The following is a 13,975-nucleotide window of genomic DNA, read 5'->3' as shown; positions in this document are numbered from 1 at the left end:
GCCCCACGGGGACGCGGCCTTCGCGGCTCGTGACTACAGGTACTGACCGGTGTTGGACTCGGTGTCGATCGCCCGGCTGGCCGAGGCGTTCTTGCCCGTGACGAGCGTGCGGATGTAGACGATCCGCTCACCCTTCTTGCCCGAGATCCGGGCCCAGTCATCGGGATTGGTGGTGTTGGGCAGGTCCTCGTTCTCGGCGAACTCGTCGACGATCGAGTCGAACAGGTGCTGGATCCGCAGACCCGGGTTACCCGTGTCGAGCACCGACTTGATCGCGTACTTCTTCGCCCGATCCACGATGTTCTGGATCATCGCGCCGGAGTTGAAGTCCTTGAAGTACAGGACCTCCTTGTCACCGTTGGCGTAGGTGACCTCCAGGAACCGGTTGTCGTCGCTCTCGGCGTACATCCGCTCGACGACCTTCTCGATCATCGCCTCGACGCACGCCTGCTTGTCGCCGTCGAACTCGCGCAGATCGCTCTCGTGCAGCGGCAGCGTCTCGGTGAGGTACTTCGAGAAGATGTCCTGCGCCGACTCCGCGTCGGGGCGCTCGATCTTGATCTTCACATCGAGACGGCCCGGCCGCAGGATCGCGGGGTCGATCATGTCCTCGCGGTTGGACGCACCGATCACGATGACGTTCTCGAGACCCTCCACACCGTCGATCTCCGAAAGCAGCTGCGGCACAACGGTGGTCTCCACATCGGAGGAGACACCGGAACCGCGGGTGCGGAAGATCGAGTCCATCTCGTCGAAGAACACGATCACCGGGGTGCCCTCGGAGGCCTTCTCGCGTGCCCGCTGGAAGATGATGCGAATGTGGCGCTCGGTCTCGCCGACGAACTTGTTGAGCAGCTCGGGGCCCTTGATGTTGAGGAAGAACGACTTGGCTTCCTTGGCATCCTGACCACGCGATTCGGCGATCTTCTTGGCGAGGGAGTTGGCCACCGCCTTGGCGATCAGCGTCTTACCGCAGCCGGGCGGACCGTAGAGCAGCACACCCTTGGGCGGGCGAAGCGCGTACTCGCGGAACAGGTCCTTGTGCAGGAACGGCAGTTCCACCGCGTCGCGGATCTGCTCGATCTGACGGCCCAGGCCACCGATGTCGGTGTAGTCGACGTCGGGAACCTCTTCCAGCACAAGGTCTTCGACCTCGGCCTTGGGAACGCGCTCGAACGCGAAGCCCGCCTTGGTGTCGACCAGCAGCGAATCACCCGGGCGCAGTTTGCGAATCGGCGAATCGGGGTCTGCCATGTCGTCGTATTCGGCGATCTTGGACAGCGGACCCGACAGCCACACGACCCGCTCTTCGTCGGCGTGGCCGACCACGAGGGCGCGCCTGCCGTCGTCGAGAATCTCACGCAGCGTGCCGATTTCGCCGATGGCGTCGAAATTTCCGGCCTCGACGACGGTGAGTGCCTCGTTGAGGCGCACGGTCTGACCGTATTCCAGTGCGTCGGCGTCGATGTTGGGCGAGCAGGTGAGGCGCATCTTGCGCCCGGAGGTGAAGACGTCGACCGTCTGATCCTCGTAGGCGTGGATGACGATGCCGTATCCGCTCGGCGGCTGGCCGAGACGATCGACTTCCTCGCGCAACGCGATCAGCTGCTGGCGCGCTTCTTTGAGCGTGTCCATCAACTTGCCGTTGCGGATGGTCAGCGAATCGATCCTGGCTTCCAATTCGCGTGCGCGATCCGGCGAATCGGCGAGTTGCCTGCGAAGAGCAGCCGACTCGGCGCGTACCGCCTCGAGCTCTCGCCAGGCCGCCGAATCCGAATTCTCGTTGGGGCTCATGATGCTGCTCCTCCCAGTCCCGGTCTATCAACGCTACCGGGCGCGGTCCGTTCTCGCTTTCCGACATGGTTTCGTCGTGATCACATCTTGTACGGTCGGTACGACATCAACCACACATTTGCACCTGTTAGGCTCCCCTAACACCCCGTACGGGGCACTCGCCCAACGAGTCGAAAGGTTGCTGTCCATGCTCCTTCCTCCCCGCACGATCCGTGTCACCGTCGCCGCCGCCGCTGCGGCGCTCGCCGTCACCGTCGGACTGACCGGTTGCGGCGATTCCGACGATTCCTCGACGAATGCCACCACGAGCAGTACCAGTATCGCGGCCGCTCCGTCCAGCGTTTCGGCAACTCCGGCACCTTCGGGTGACAACGCCGCGGCACCCACCGCCGATTCCCTGAAGGCGACGCTGATCAAGTTCGCCGATCCCGGAGTATCCACCGACGACAAGGCGAAACTGATCGTCAACGGCGACGCGCACAAGTCCAACATCGATCAGATGAACGGCATGCTCGCCGGCTACACCCTGACCTTCGCCGTCGACAACGTCGCGACCAGTGGTGACACCGCCACCGCCGATGTGACGATCACCTCTCCGCACGGCACGGCGCCCGCGTTCCCGGTCACCTGGCAGCAGGAGGGCGGCACGTGGAAGCTCTCCGACGCCAGCGGCTGCCTGCTGCTCGGCTTCGCCCAGGCTCCCTGCACGCCCGCCTGACCGATCGGCACGGCCCGGACGGCCCGCGGGTACCGTCCCGGCCGTACCGTCGCTGTGCACCGCACGCAGGCCGCAAGATCACCCGGGCTGGATCGATCGCCACCGACCAGCGGTCCACGCCCGCGTAGTTCCACTCAGCGACCGGGGTAGTTCCGCGCTGTGTCCGTGGCGCGAATTCTGCGATGGTCTCTGGCATGAGCGTTGTTCCCAGTGTCGCGGTGGTGGCCGCGAACACCCCGGCCGATCGGGACCGGTTCCTGGATCTGCTGCGGATCTCGTCGCTGGTGGTGGTCGTCGCCGGTCACTGCCTGATGCTGACCGTGACGGTGTCGGGCACCGAGGTGCGTTTCGGCAATGTGCTCGCCGATCTGCCGATACTGCACCCGCTCACCTGGGTTCTGCAGGTGCTTCCGCTGTTCTTCTTCGCGGGCGTGGCCGCGGGTGCGCGCGGCATCGGGCCGGGAACATCATGGGGCGCTTGGCTTTTCCGGCGCACCCAGCGGCTTGTCCGGCCGCTCGGCTACTTCATGGCCGCCTCGGTGGCGCTGCTGGTGGTGGCCGATCTGGTGCTCGCGCCGGGGTGGCATCGTCCGCTCGCGGTGACGAGCGTGCAGCTGCTGTGGTTTCTCGGCACGTACCTGGCGGTGCTGGCGTTCGTGCCGTTGCTCGCCGCGCGGATCACCAGCGGTGGCCGGATGTTCGCCGCGGTCGCGGTGATCGTGACAGGCACGGCGATCGTCGACGCGGTGCGGCTCACCGGCGGGCCGAGCGAGCTCGGCTACCTCAACATGGCCGTCTGGCTGGTGCCCGCGGTGCTCGGGATCGGGTATCTGCGTGGCCTGCTGCGCCGGCGGACCGCAGCGGTGCTGGCCGCGGCGGTTCTGGTCGTCGACGTGCTCTTGGTCCTGGTCGGCCCGTACGAGGTGAGCATGGTCACCGTGCCGGGCCAACGGCTGTCGAATCTGGCGCCGCCCTCGCTGCTGCTGGCCGGACACGCGGTGATGCTGTGCTGCGCCGCCGTCGCCGTGGCGCCCTGGCTGCGCCGTCTCGCCGCCCGCCCGCGCGTCTGGTGGTCGACCGTCATCGGCAACACCGGGGCCATGACGCTGTACCTGTGGCACATGCCCGCCCTGCTCACCGTGCTCGTACTCAGCCACCTGGCGGGCGCCGACCGCGCCGCACCCGCCGAATCCGGATTCTGGCTGCTCACGGCAGTGCAGCTCACCGCGACCGCCGCACTCACCGGCGCGCTGTTCCTCGGCCTGCGTGGCCTCGAGAACACACCGCTGCGCTGGTGGGACGGTCCGGTCGCGGCAGTGCGGGGCGTCCGCTCGGCCGCCACCGTGCTGACCGTGATCGCCGCCGGGATCGCGATCCTGCAAGCCACCCGATGGGGCCTCACCGCAGACGGTGGGCTCTGGTTCGCAGGCGCGGCGGCCGCGTTGCTCGCCGCCCGCCTGCTCACCCGCGCGTGATCAGCCCTTGGACGGACGCCGCTGCGGCTTGGGCGTGACAGTGCCCTCGGCCAGCCGCCGCGCGCTCACCAGGAACGCGGTATGGCCCTGCATGCGATGCTCCGGGCGCACGGCCAGGCCGACGACGTGCCAGCCACGCACCATCGACTCCCACGAGCGCGGTTCGGTCCAGCATTCCTGCTCACGCAGCGCCTCGACCACCTTGGACAGCTGGGTGACGGTGGCGACGTACACCACCAGCACCCCACCGGGAACCAGCGCCTTCGACACCGCGGGCAACGCGTCCCACGGCGCCAGCATGTCGAGCACGACGCGATCGACCTGCGGGCCCTCGTACTGCGCCACGTCGGCGATCGTGATCGACCAGTTCGCCGGCCGCTCGCCGAAGAAGGTCTCCACGTTGCGGACGGCGTGCTCGGCGTGGTCGTCGCGGATCTCGTAGGAGATCACCTCACCCTCGGGACCGACCGCGCGCAGCAGCGAGCAGGTCAGCGCACCCGAACCGGCGCCGGCTTCCAGCACCCGCGCGCCCGGGAACACATCGCCCTCGTGCACGATCTGGGCGGCGTCCTTGGGGTAGATCACCGCGGCGCCGCGCGGCATCGACAGCACGTAGTCGGTGAGCAGCGGGCGAAGGGCCAGATACGGGGTGCCGTTGACCGACTTCACCACGGTGCCCTCGTCGTTGCCGATGAGGTCGTCGTGCTTGATGCCGCCGCGATGGGTATGGAATTCCTTACCCTCCTCGAGCACCACGGTGAAGAGGCGTCCCTTACCGTCGGTCAGCTGCACGCGGTCCCCGATAGCGAATGGACCGGTTCGTCTGGCCGTCATTGATCTCCCGTTCTTCGAATGGACCTGTCAGCCTGCCAGGCGCCGCCGTCCGCGCGATCGACGGGTCAGCTATTTCGCGGCGGACGCGCGATCGTGTCGGTGTGTGCGGTTAACCTGCGAAACATGTCAGCGCCCTTGTCCGTGCCCCTGACCGACGACACCGCCGACGCGCCGGTGCATCGGTCGCGTCCGGCGTTGTCGCCTTCGCGGGCAAGCGATTTCAAGCAGTGTCCGCTGAAGTACCGGTTGCGGGCGATCGATCGGGTGCCGGAACCGCCGTCGCGAGCGGCAGTGCGCGGGACCGTGGTGCACGCGGTGCTGGAAGATCTGTTCGGGTTGCCCGCGGCCGAGCGTCAGCCGGCACGGGCGGCCGAGTTGGTGCCGGGGGCGTGGGAACGTGTGCGCGCGGAGCGCGACGGGGTGGACGAGCTCGTCGCCGAGGGTGGTCCGCAGGCGCTGTTCGACGAAGTGCGCACGCTGGTCGCGAGCTATTACGAGCTCGAGGACCCGCGCCGATTCGAGCCGCACGCGCTCGAGGAACGGGTCGAGGTCGACCTCGACGGCGATATTCCGCTGCGCGGTTTCGTCGACCGCATCGACGTGGCGCCCAACGGCCTGCTGCGCGTTGTCGACTACAAGACCGGTCGCTCCCCCGGCCCCCTGCACGAAGCGCGAGCGCTGTTCCAGCTCAAGTTCTACGCGCTGATGATCCTGCGCACCCGCGACATCGTCCCGGCCCAGCTGCGCCTGATCTATCTGGCCGACAAGAACATTCTCACCTACACACCCGAGCGCGAGGAACTGGACCGCTTCCAGCGCATCCTCACCGCGCTGTGGCAAGCCATCATCGACGCGGGCCGAACCGGGGACTTCCCGCCCACTCGCAACTCGATGTGCAAGTTCTGTGACTTCAAGCCCCTGTGCCCCGAGTACGGCGGCACGCCACCGCCCTACCCGGGCTGGCCGGTCCAGGCCCCGGCCCCTGCCGACCTGGTGACAGAACGTCTCCCCGAAGACGTATGACCGCACTCACTGTCCGGGTTAAGCTGCACACACCCTATGCAACTCGTTGAATATGAGGTGAGCTGACAGATGCATCCTTTCCGCACGGCGGTCGAAGCACGAGACGAAGCGGCCATCGAGGCATTGCTGGCCGAGAATGTGGTCTTCACCAGCCCTGTCGCCTTCCAGCCCTATCCCGGCAAGGCCATCACCGCGGCCATCTTGCGCGCGGTGATCCGCGTCTTCGAAGACTTCCGCTACGTGCGCGAGATCGGCGAAGGGCGCGATCACGCCCTGGTGTTCGAGGCCACCGTGGACGGCAAACAACTCACCGGGTGCGATTTCGTCCACCTCGACGAGGACGGCAAGATCGACGAACTGATGGTGATGGTCCGTCCGCTGTCGGCCGCGACCGCACTGGCCGCGCGGATGGGCGCGCAGTTCGAACAGATCAAGGCCGAGGCGACCGCGAGCAGCCGGGCTGATTCCTGAGGCTGCCCGCAGCGGGCACTCAGACCGCGAAGTCGCGGAACAGCAACACCGAAAGACCCAGGCCGACGGCGAGATTCACGACCGCCGCCGATCCGAAGACCACGATCGGCCGCCACCCGGCTTCGCGCAGCCCGCGCAGCGAGAACTCCAGGCCGATGGAGACGAAGGCCAGGATCAGGAACCAGGTGCGCAGGTCGTTGATGACGGCGATGTGCGCGGCGCCGGTCTTCTTGTCGACCGACTGCAGATACAGCGTGCCGATGATCGAGGCGGCGATGAACCCGAGCACGAATTTCGGGAACCTGGCCCAGAATTCGCCGAGGCTCGGACGAGCGGCGCCCTCGGTACGATCCACGCGGAACGCGAACCAGGCGGTGAGCGCGATCGCCACGAGACCGATGAGTGCGTTCTGCGTGGTTTTGACGATCGTCGCGATCTGCAACGACTGCTCACCCGCCAGCGCACCCGCGGCAGCCACCGCGGCCGTGGTGTCGATATTGCCACCGATCCACGCGCCTGCCACCGCATCGGAAAGCCCGAGAACATCAGCGAGCCAAGGCAACAGGAAGATCGACGGCAGCGCGAAGATGATCACCAGCGACGCCGCGTAGGCGATCTGCTCGCGTCGTGCCTGCACCGCACCCGCCGCCGCGATGGCCGCGCTCACCCCGCAGATCGACACCGCCGACGACAGCAGCGCCCGCAACTTGTCGTCGAGACCGAGCACCCCGCCCAGCCACCAGGTGAACCCGAAGACGATGGTGATCAACGCCAGCGCCTGCACGATCGACGGAGCGGCCGCTGTCACCAGAATCTTCAGATTGATCGAAGCGCCGAGCAGCACCACCCCGGTCTTGATGAAGAACTCGGTCCGGAAACCGGCCGAAAGCCGGTCCCGCAGGCCGATCTTGCTCAGCACCACATTGCCGATCAACCCGATCGCGATCGCGTACACCGGATACTCGACCGTCTTCGCGACCCGCTTGAAGGGTGTATCCGCGGCCCACTGCGGAACATGGGTGTCGAAGAACCGCGTCAACGCGCCCAGCGCCAGCACCAGCACGATCCCGGCCACGATGTCGCGCACCGCAGGCCGCGCATTCGCCTGCAACGCCGCGGTTTCCGACGTCGTCCCGGTCTCCCCCATCACGGCACCAGCCAATCAGGGATCGCGCCGACCAGTACCAGACCGATCAGGACGAGCCCGACGACGGTAGCCAACCAGTCTTCGTTCCAGCTGAATGCGCTGCCCGGCCGAGGCTCGGGCTGTGTCTGCGACACGGTGACTCCTTGCTGTTCCTCATCGAGAAAACGCAAGGTAGCAACGGAATCGCGAGGGCACACCGATTGCGTTCAGCCTGAGCGGATCTCGCCGCTGACCACATGATCGGTTGCATGATGTACGAGGGGCAGGCCTACTGCAGGCGACGATCCTCTTCTTCTTGCAGGCGGCGGCGTTCCTCTTCGCGCTCGACCTGCTCCTTCTCGATCTTCTCTTCGTGCTCGTTCTTGTTCGACATGTTCGCCCCGATCACTGATTGTCCGGACAAATCTGCGATTCCAGCCTACTCGCGGCGAGGTATCCATCGCGGGGTCGAAGCGACCACGACTACCCTCGGTCCGTAGGGGAATCCCCTCGGTAGCGACCTGTCGGTGCACCGCCGTCGCGGGTTGTCATCCATCGAGCTGAGGAGACAGATGAATCGCACCATGTCCAGAGCCGTGGCCGTCGCGGCTGTCGCGGTGTCGATCGGGATCTACCCGACCGTGGCATCGGCCGAGACGTCAGCGGGGCCGCGGATTGCGCAACCGGTGATCGGCGGTTACCCGACGGCGCCGTTCGACCCGATCTGCCCGTTGTGCTTCATTCGTGAGGCGCTCGAGAGTCTGTCGGCGAAGTAGGAACGCCGAAAGCTCCACCTGCACGAAAGCCCCTCACCTGGATGAACACAGGTGAGGGGCCTCCGGTCGTCAGGGCTCAGAAAGCCCGGCAGGAGCGGATGTCGGTGGCGAGGATGGCCTTGGCGCCGAGGTCGGCGAGGCGGTCCATCAGTTCGTTGCCCTGCTTGCGGGGAACGAGGGCGCGCACGGCGACCCACTCGGGATCGGTCAGCGGCGAGACCGTCGGTGACTCCAGCCCGGGGGTGATCGCGACGGCCTGGTCGAACAGCGACTTGGGGCAGTCGTAGTCGAGCATCAGGTACTGCTGGGCGAAGACGACGCCCTGGATGCGGTTGATGAGCTGGTTGCGGGCGCGGTCGTCGCGGTCGGACCCGGTGCGTTCGATGAGGACGCCTTCGGAATCGCACAGGGACTCGCCGAACGCGACCAGGTTGTGCTGACGCAGGGTGCGCCCGGATCCGACGACGTCGGCGATGGCGTCGGCGACACCGAGCTGGATCGAGATCTCGACCGCGCCGTCGAGGCGGATCACCTCGGCGTCGATGCCGAAGCGGGCGAGGTCGGCGCGGACCAGGTTCGGGTAGGAGGTGGCGATGCGCTTGCCCGCCAGATCCTCGACCTTCCAGTCCTCGCCGGCGGGGGCCGCGTAGCGGAAGCTGGAGCGGCCGAAACCGAGCGAGAGCCGCTCGCTCACCGGGGACCCGGAGTCCAGCGCCAGATCGCGGCCGGTGATGCCGAGGTCGAGCTCACCGGAGCCGACGTAGATGGCGATGTCCTTGGGACGCAGGAAGAAGAATTCGACCTGGTTCGCGGGATCGAGAACGGTGAGATCGCGGGAATCGGTCCTCTTGCGGTATCCGGCCTCGCTCAGGATGGAGGTGGCGGCTTCCGACAGCGAACCCTTGTTGGGAACTGCGACGCGCAACATGGGAATGGGGTCCTTTCGGGGAAGTGAGAAACGTGTCGATCGGGACGGATCAGCCGTCACAGATGTCGGTACACGTCCTCGAGCTTCAGCCCGCGACCCAGCATCATCACCTGGAGCCAGTACAGCAGCTGGGAGATCTCCTCGGCGAGCGCTTCATCGCTCTCGTGCTCGGCGGCCAGCCAGATCTCGCCTGCCTCCTCCAGGACCTTCTTGCCCTGGAAATGAACGCCTGCGTCCAGCGCGGCCACGGTGCCAGAGCCCTCGGGACGGGTCTGGGCACGCTCGGTCAGCTCGGCGAACAGGGATTCGAAGTTCTTCACGAGTAGAGATTGTTTCATACCCGACCCAGCGGTTTTCCCGGCGCACCGCGCGGTGCGGCACGCCGGGAAACGATCACGCCGGTTGAGCGAGCAGTTCGCGCAGGTCGGCTACGGCGGTGCGCAGGTGATCGGCGAAGGCGTACATCTGGTCGGACACCGATTTGGGGGTGGCCAGGTAGATGTTCCACCGATCCGGCAGCAGCACGTAGGCGATGCCGATGCAGCGCGGGCTGGTCGAGCCGAAGCCGAAGTAGCGGATGTACTTCGACGGGGCCGAGCTGGTCGAGAGGTAGTCGTCGCGCATGATCGTCCAGCCGGGGCTGTCGAACAGCGCGATCCGCTCCTCGGCGACGCCGAGCTGTTCGCCGCGGCGGCGCTGGATCCACTCCAGTTCCCACAGGTGCTGCTCGGGTGCCTGCCCGGCTTGGCATTCCTTGGCCCGCGCGACGTGGGCGGACGCGGCGGTGCGCGCCGCGGCCAGCTTGGTCGCGGGGTCGGCGTCGTCGGACACCATCGCGTCGACGAACGCCACCATCTCCGGGGTCACCACGCGCATGGCCTCGGTGCGGCCGTTGCGGAACTGCCGGGTGGCGATGGATTCGTAGGTGGCGCCGGTGAGCCCCTTGCTGCGCCGGTGGGCGAGCTGGTAGCTGAGCTGAGCGAAGGCATCGGGTGAGATGCCCAGCTTCTTGGCCTCGCCGGTGCCGAAGTCGTCGAACGACACCAGCGAGGTGGCCGTGTCGGCGGCGAAGCGGGCGAAGTCGGCGCCCGCCGCGGCGATGTCGGCGCGGGCGGCGGAGTCGAGCACGAACTCGATCGGCTCCACCGAGGGCAGCCCCTGCGATTGCGCGCCGCTGGTCGCCGCGTGGTCCTGGGCGGTCCGCTCGAGCAGCGCGTCGACGAACGACAGCACGGTGGTGCCGTCGAGTCCGCAGTGCTCGATGTTGATGCCGGACTGACCGTCGGCGAAGACGATGAACGTCACCGACTTGTCGAAGTAGCGGTTGCCACTGTCACCGTGGAGCAGCTGATCGCAGGCGTGCAGTTCGTCGCGCGGGGCGAAGTCTTCCAGGCACACCGAGAACAGCGCCGTCTCCACCGCGTCGAAGGCCTCGACATTGGCGGGCTCGGTGCGCAGCACTTCCCGGCTGCGCGCCCATGCCGCACGGGCTTTCGTGGTGAGATGGCCGACCGAGGTGTCGGTCGCGGCGGGCTTGGTACCGCCCTTGATCACCGCGCGCAGCCCGTCGACCACGTCGTCGAACGCGTACGGCGCGCCGTCGGGTCCGATGACATCCATCCGGAAGATGTTGCCGCGGTAGAAGACCGCGATGTGCCGGGCATCCGAGGGGCCGGGCCATTCCGGGCTGTAGGGCTTGCGGACGCTGTCCTGGATCTCGCCGGGAATCCGGGTCTCGGAGAACAGGTACTTGTTCTGCCACATCGACAGTGCCTGCCCACGCTGGGTCACCGGCGCGATCTTCTCCGCGTCCAGCGCCAGCTTGTAATCGACGGCCGCCCCGATGATGGCGGCTGCCCGCTCGGTCTGCCCGGCGAGGGTCGACGCCGCCAGGGGGGTGTCGTCGCGGAACAGGAACACGAAGTTGGCGTTGATCGCGATCCGGTCGCGGCGGCCCAGATACCGGGACGGCCAGAATTCGTCGAGCCAGCTGCCGACGCCGGGGGTGGCGTCGTAGTCGGCCAGGGCGGCGTGCAGCGCGCGCCCCGCCCCACCGGGGCGCAGCAGCTCGGCTACCGCGCCCTCGGTGGTGGCGTAATCTTCGGCGCCGAGCAGGGGTTGACACCACTGCAGGAACCGCGCGCAACTGTCGTCCAGACTCGGCAGCGGTACCCGGGGCAGCGTGTCTTCGGCGGCGAACGTGGGTTGGTTCAATCCAAGTCCTCAGGTCTCGATGGGATGCGGGCGGGACAGGAACAGGTTGGCGTAGAGCCAGCCTTCGGCTTCGTGGTCGGTGGTGTCGATTCCCTTGGCCGCCAACGCATCCAGCACTTGTTCACGTTCCTGCGACGAGGCGAACCTCCGCTGCTGGAACATACCGGGACGTTGCTCGCTGCGATAGCCGAGCGCGGCCAACTCCTCGGCGATGGGACCGAAATCGAACATCCGCAACACGAAATGCGCCATCCACGGTCGCTTGCGCGGATCTGCTTGGGCGACCCTGGACAGGGTTTTCTCGGTGATGTAGCCGACACATCCGGTGGAGATCACCAGATCGGCGGAGGCGAGCACACGGCGCTGTGCCTCGGTGGGCTCGGTGGCCTCGAGGTCGGCGTGCACGTAGTCGTGCAGGAGTCCGGCGGCGTGGGCGTAGGTCAGCGCCGGGCGTGCGGCGTCCATCCCGATGAAGCGTACGTCGGGCATCAGGTCGCCGCGCAACCGCTCCCGGTCGGCGGCGATCAACCCGATCTTGTCGGTGTCGACGTGATCGCGGTAGTGCCCGGCCAATTCGTCGACGGTGGTGCCGGTGCGCAGCAGTGCCGCGTTCACCCCGTAGGAGCAGCCGAGGTCGAGCACCGTCGGGATCCGGCCGGGCCGAGCGGCCCGCAGCTGGCGCAACTGCTCGGCGAAGTGCGGCTTCGCCAGTTCCGGGATCCGGTAGTCCAGCTCGTTCATCCGTGCGAAGTACGCACGCGGATCCGGACTTTCGTAGATGTCGTCGAAGGATGCTTTACCGGTGGTGTGCAACGGAACGGACATGGGCGGTTCCTCTCAGTCGAGCAGTCGGTCACCTCGGACGGCGTCGGCCGCGGCGGCCACGTGGTCGGGCAGGACACGGCCGAACAACTGCCTGGTGCGTTCGACCGTGCCGATCACCCCTGGACGGTCCGTGTAGGCGAAAATCGCCGAATGTCGTTGGCTCGCACCGGCCACCTCGGTGACGCGGTGCAGGGAGAAGCGGCCCTTGAACAGCTGCAGATCGCCGGGGCGCAGTTCCAGCGCGCGAATGAACCGGGTGCCGTCACCGGTGAGCACGGCGCGCACGTCGTCGAGGTGCTCGGCGTGCGGGTCGCGGATGTTGGGGCAGTACTCGAACACGCCGCCGGCGTCGGGCTTGCGTGTGAGCATGCTGACGGTGAATTCGTTGGTGTCGAAATGCCACGGATGCGACATCCCCGGCTCGACCACGTTCAGGCACAAACCTGCCAGTGGGTCGGCGAATTCGTGCAGATCCTCGAGTTCGAAACAATCGGCGACGAAGCGCTGGAACACCGGGTCGGTGTAGAGGCGCTGGATCAGCGCCTCGGCGGGGATCCGGTCGCGGGCCACGAACGCGTTTCCGCGATCGAGCACGATGCGCGCCGGATGGCCTGCGGGCAGGTCGGCGTCGAGGGGAATGTTGTAGGCGTTGACCCGCTCCACCTTGTAGTGGGCGTGCGGCGCGATCGCCTCCCCCTCGGCGCGCAGCGTGTCGAGCAGCTGCGGGCGGATGAACTCGCGCAGCACCGTACAACCGTCCTCGGCCAGCTCGGCGCGGGCGGCGTCGATAGCCGCCTGCCTGCCCGAACCACCGAGATCGGTGAGTGGATACCGTGCGATGTCGACGATTTCGTCAAGCCCCCGCGTGCCCGTCATGTACCCAGTTTGCGGGAATATTCGGGCGAGCGCCCGTGGTTTCGACAAATCGGGCGTATCCCGGGAAGATCACAATCGGGCGAAATCAACTGTGCGGCAACAGTTTTCGTAGATTCAACCTGGGTTTCGGTACTATCACGGTAGGCTATTACGCCCTATCACGCGCCGCTGTCGAAAGATTCACACGCGTGCGTCGAGTGCGACTCGCAGATCGTCGACCGACAAACCGATCAGCGACTCCCGGAATACCCGCCCCGGCGCCGCGGGAACCGCGATCTCGCACGGAATCACCAGCAGACCGCAGCCCGCGCCCTGCGCCGCGAGCGAACCGGTCGGCGAGTCCTCGATCGCGACACAGTCACCCGGGTCGACCCCGAGCAGTTCCGCGGCGCGGCGGTAGATGGCCGGATCGGGCTTGCCGTGCGCCACCTCGTCACCGCAGACGGAGGTGTCGAAGAAATCGCGGCCGAGGGTATCGAGGCCGTATTCGGTGAGCGAACGCTTGGTGTTGGTCACCAGCGCGGACTTCATGCCCGCCTCGCGCACCATCGCCAGCGCGTCCTTGGCGCCGGGACGCCACGGGATCGGGCCGAGCATCAGCTCGGTGACCCGGCGCTCCAGGAACTCCCCCGCCTCGACGATCGTCTGCGGCGACGGGTCGAGGCCGATACCGTCGAAGAGCATGCGCAGCGCGTTGGGGCCGGAGGCGCCGATCAGGGCGTGGCGGACCTCGTCGGTCAGCTCGCGACCGTGTTCGCGGGCCAATTCACGAACCGCGATGTCCCACAGCTTCTCCGAATCGAGCAGCGTGCCGTCCATGTCCCACAGCACCGCGGTCGGTCGCGCGCTCACCTGTTACTCGCCTCGTTCTCGTCACACATCGCCGAAGTGCCCGGCGCTCGCCGGACCCCGTTC

16 protein-coding genes are annotated in these 13,975 nt (G+C 67.0%); 5 read left to right on the top strand and 11 right to left on the bottom strand.

The features are described from left to right. Positions 1–33 precede the first annotated feature (33 nt). Complete coding sequence (gene arc / locus ACWFRF_RS09395) at positions 34–1,794, bottom strand: proteasome ATPase (RefSeq protein ID WP_056809924.1); 1,761 nt, start codon at positions 1,792–1,794, stop codon at positions 34–36. Positions 1,795–1,981: 187 nt separating this feature from the next. Here arc and ACWFRF_RS09390 point away from each other — a divergent pair, with 187 nt between their 5' ends. Both ACWFRF_RS09390 and ACWFRF_RS09385 read left to right on the top strand, forming a co-directional pair. After that, positions 1,982–2,512 carry a hypothetical protein gene (locus ACWFRF_RS09390; RefSeq protein ID WP_378627413.1) on the top strand — a complete coding sequence of 177 codons (531 nt, stop codon included), beginning with the start codon at positions 1,982–1,984 and terminating at the stop codon, positions 2,510–2,512. A 194-nt stretch (positions 2,513–2,706) separates the two neighbouring features. After that, positions 2,707–3,987 (top strand): acyltransferase family protein, encoded by a 1,281-nt coding sequence (locus ACWFRF_RS09385; protein ID WP_452449490.1) that lies wholly within the window; start codon positions 2,707–2,709, stop codon positions 3,985–3,987. Here ACWFRF_RS09385 and ACWFRF_RS09380 read toward each other — a convergent pair whose 3' ends face one another. Next, positions 3,988–4,821 (bottom strand): tRNA (adenine-N1)-methyltransferase, encoded by an 834-nt coding sequence (locus ACWFRF_RS09380; protein WP_358121145.1) that lies wholly within the window; start codon positions 4,819–4,821, stop codon positions 3,988–3,990. It abuts the gene before it with no gap. Positions 4,822–4,944: 123 nt separating this feature from the next. Between ACWFRF_RS09380 and ACWFRF_RS09375 the strand changes: the two genes are divergently transcribed. Beyond that, positions 4,945–5,844, top strand: coding sequence for a RecB family exonuclease (locus tag ACWFRF_RS09375; RefSeq protein WP_378988156.1), 900 nt, complete (start codon positions 4,945–4,947; stop codon positions 5,842–5,844). Between the two features lie 69 nt (positions 5,845–5,913). Further along, positions 5,914–6,315, top strand: a complete 402-nt coding sequence (locus ACWFRF_RS09370) for a nuclear transport factor 2 family protein (RefSeq protein WP_358182305.1) — start codon at positions 5,914–5,916, stop codon at positions 6,313–6,315. A 19-nt stretch (positions 6,316–6,334) separates the two neighbouring features. Here the strand turns inward: ACWFRF_RS09370 and ACWFRF_RS09365 are convergent, their stop codons facing one another. From ACWFRF_RS09365 to ACWFRF_RS09355, 3 genes are all read right to left on the bottom strand, one after another. After that, positions 6,335–7,462, bottom strand: a complete 1,128-nt coding sequence (locus ACWFRF_RS09365) for a YeiH family protein (RefSeq protein ID WP_379316431.1) — start codon at positions 7,460–7,462, stop codon at positions 6,335–6,337. Beyond that, a complete protein-coding gene (locus tag ACWFRF_RS09360) occupies positions 7,462–7,596 on the bottom strand; it encodes a hypothetical protein (RefSeq protein WP_266290015.1) in 135 nt (44 codons plus the stop codon). Before ACWFRF_RS09360 ends, ACWFRF_RS09365 begins: the two co-directional genes overlap by 1 nt. A 134-nt stretch (positions 7,597–7,730) precedes the next feature. After that, positions 7,731–7,865, bottom strand: coding sequence for a hypothetical protein (locus ACWFRF_RS09355; protein ID WP_378988163.1), 135 nt, complete (start codon positions 7,863–7,865; stop codon positions 7,731–7,733). A gap of 148 nt (positions 7,866–8,013) precedes the next feature. Here ACWFRF_RS09355 and ACWFRF_RS09350 point away from each other — a divergent pair, with 148 nt between their 5' ends. Next, positions 8,014–8,217: a hypothetical protein gene (locus tag ACWFRF_RS09350; protein WP_378988166.1), complete on the top strand. Its 204-nt coding sequence runs from the start codon at positions 8,014–8,016 to the stop codon at positions 8,215–8,217. Positions 8,218–8,293: 76 nt separating this feature from the next. Here ACWFRF_RS09350 and hisG read toward each other — a convergent pair whose 3' ends face one another. From hisG to ACWFRF_RS09320, 6 genes are all read right to left on the bottom strand, one after another. After that, positions 8,294–9,145 carry an ATP phosphoribosyltransferase gene (hisG, locus tag ACWFRF_RS09345; RefSeq protein ID WP_378627402.1) on the bottom strand — a complete coding sequence of 284 codons (852 nt, stop codon included), beginning with the start codon at positions 9,143–9,145 and terminating at the stop codon, positions 8,294–8,296. Between the two features lie 56 nt (positions 9,146–9,201). Continuing rightward, positions 9,202–9,483, bottom strand: coding sequence for a phosphoribosyl-ATP diphosphatase (locus tag ACWFRF_RS09340; RefSeq protein WP_266290031.1), 282 nt, complete (start codon positions 9,481–9,483; stop codon positions 9,202–9,204). Between the two features lie 55 nt (positions 9,484–9,538). After that, positions 9,539–11,359 (bottom strand): choline/carnitine O-acyltransferase, encoded by a 1,821-nt coding sequence (locus ACWFRF_RS09335; RefSeq protein ID WP_452449484.1) that lies wholly within the window; start codon positions 11,357–11,359, stop codon positions 9,539–9,541. A 9-nt stretch (positions 11,360–11,368) separates the two neighbouring features. After that, positions 11,369–12,184 (bottom strand): class I SAM-dependent methyltransferase, encoded by an 816-nt coding sequence (locus ACWFRF_RS09330; RefSeq protein ID WP_378988173.1) that lies wholly within the window; start codon positions 12,182–12,184, stop codon positions 11,369–11,371. Positions 12,185–12,196: 12 nt separating this feature from the next. Continuing rightward, positions 12,197–13,060 (bottom strand): HalD/BesD family halogenase, encoded by an 864-nt coding sequence (locus ACWFRF_RS09325; RefSeq protein ID WP_387443262.1) that lies wholly within the window; start codon positions 13,058–13,060, stop codon positions 12,197–12,199. Between the two features lie 180 nt (positions 13,061–13,240). Next, positions 13,241–13,912 carry an HAD family hydrolase gene (locus tag ACWFRF_RS09320; protein WP_452449482.1) on the bottom strand — a complete coding sequence of 224 codons (672 nt, stop codon included), beginning with the start codon at positions 13,910–13,912 and terminating at the stop codon, positions 13,241–13,243. Positions 13,913–13,975 lie beyond the last annotated feature (63 nt).

The sequence above is a fragment of the Nocardia sp. NPDC055165 genome, assembly GCF_053606985.1.
This window is presented reverse-complemented; position numbering and strand designations above follow the sequence as displayed.

Bases quoted from the DNA above. Each gene is read 5' to 3' on its own strand.
- arc (WP_056809924.1), bottom strand. From the start codon at position 1,794: ATGAGCCCCAACGAGAATTCGGATTCGGCGGCCTGGCGAGAGCTCGAG.
- ACWFRF_RS09390 (WP_378627413.1), top strand. From the start codon at position 1,982: ATGCTCCTTCCTCCCCGCACGATCCGTGTCACCGTCGCCGCCGCCGCT.
- ACWFRF_RS09385 (WP_452449490.1), top strand. From the start codon at position 2,707: ATGAGCGTTGTTCCCAGTGTCGCGGTGGTGGCCGCGAACACCCCGGCC.
- ACWFRF_RS09380 (WP_358121145.1), bottom strand. From the start codon at position 4,821: ATGACGGCCAGACGAACCGGTCCATTCGCTATCGGGGACCGCGTGCAG.
- ACWFRF_RS09375 (WP_378988156.1), top strand. From the start codon at position 4,945: ATGTCAGCGCCCTTGTCCGTGCCCCTGACCGACGACACCGCCGACGCG.
- ACWFRF_RS09370 (WP_358182305.1), top strand. From the start codon at position 5,914: ATGCATCCTTTCCGCACGGCGGTCGAAGCACGAGACGAAGCGGCCATC.
- ACWFRF_RS09365 (WP_379316431.1), bottom strand. From the start codon at position 7,462: ATGGGGGAGACCGGGACGACGTCGGAAACCGCGGCGTTGCAGGCGAAT.
- ACWFRF_RS09350 (WP_378988166.1), top strand. From the start codon at position 8,014: ATGAATCGCACCATGTCCAGAGCCGTGGCCGTCGCGGCTGTCGCGGTG.
- hisG (WP_378627402.1), bottom strand. From the start codon at position 9,145: ATGTTGCGCGTCGCAGTTCCCAACAAGGGTTCGCTGTCGGAAGCCGCC.
- ACWFRF_RS09340 (WP_266290031.1), bottom strand. From the start codon at position 9,483: ATGAAACAATCTCTACTCGTGAAGAACTTCGAATCCCTGTTCGCCGAG.
- ACWFRF_RS09330 (WP_378988173.1), bottom strand. From the start codon at position 12,184: ATGTCCGTTCCGTTGCACACCACCGGTAAAGCATCCTTCGACGACATC.
- ACWFRF_RS09325 (WP_387443262.1), bottom strand. From the start codon at position 13,060: ATGACGGGCACGCGGGGGCTTGACGAAATCGTCGACATCGCACGGTAT.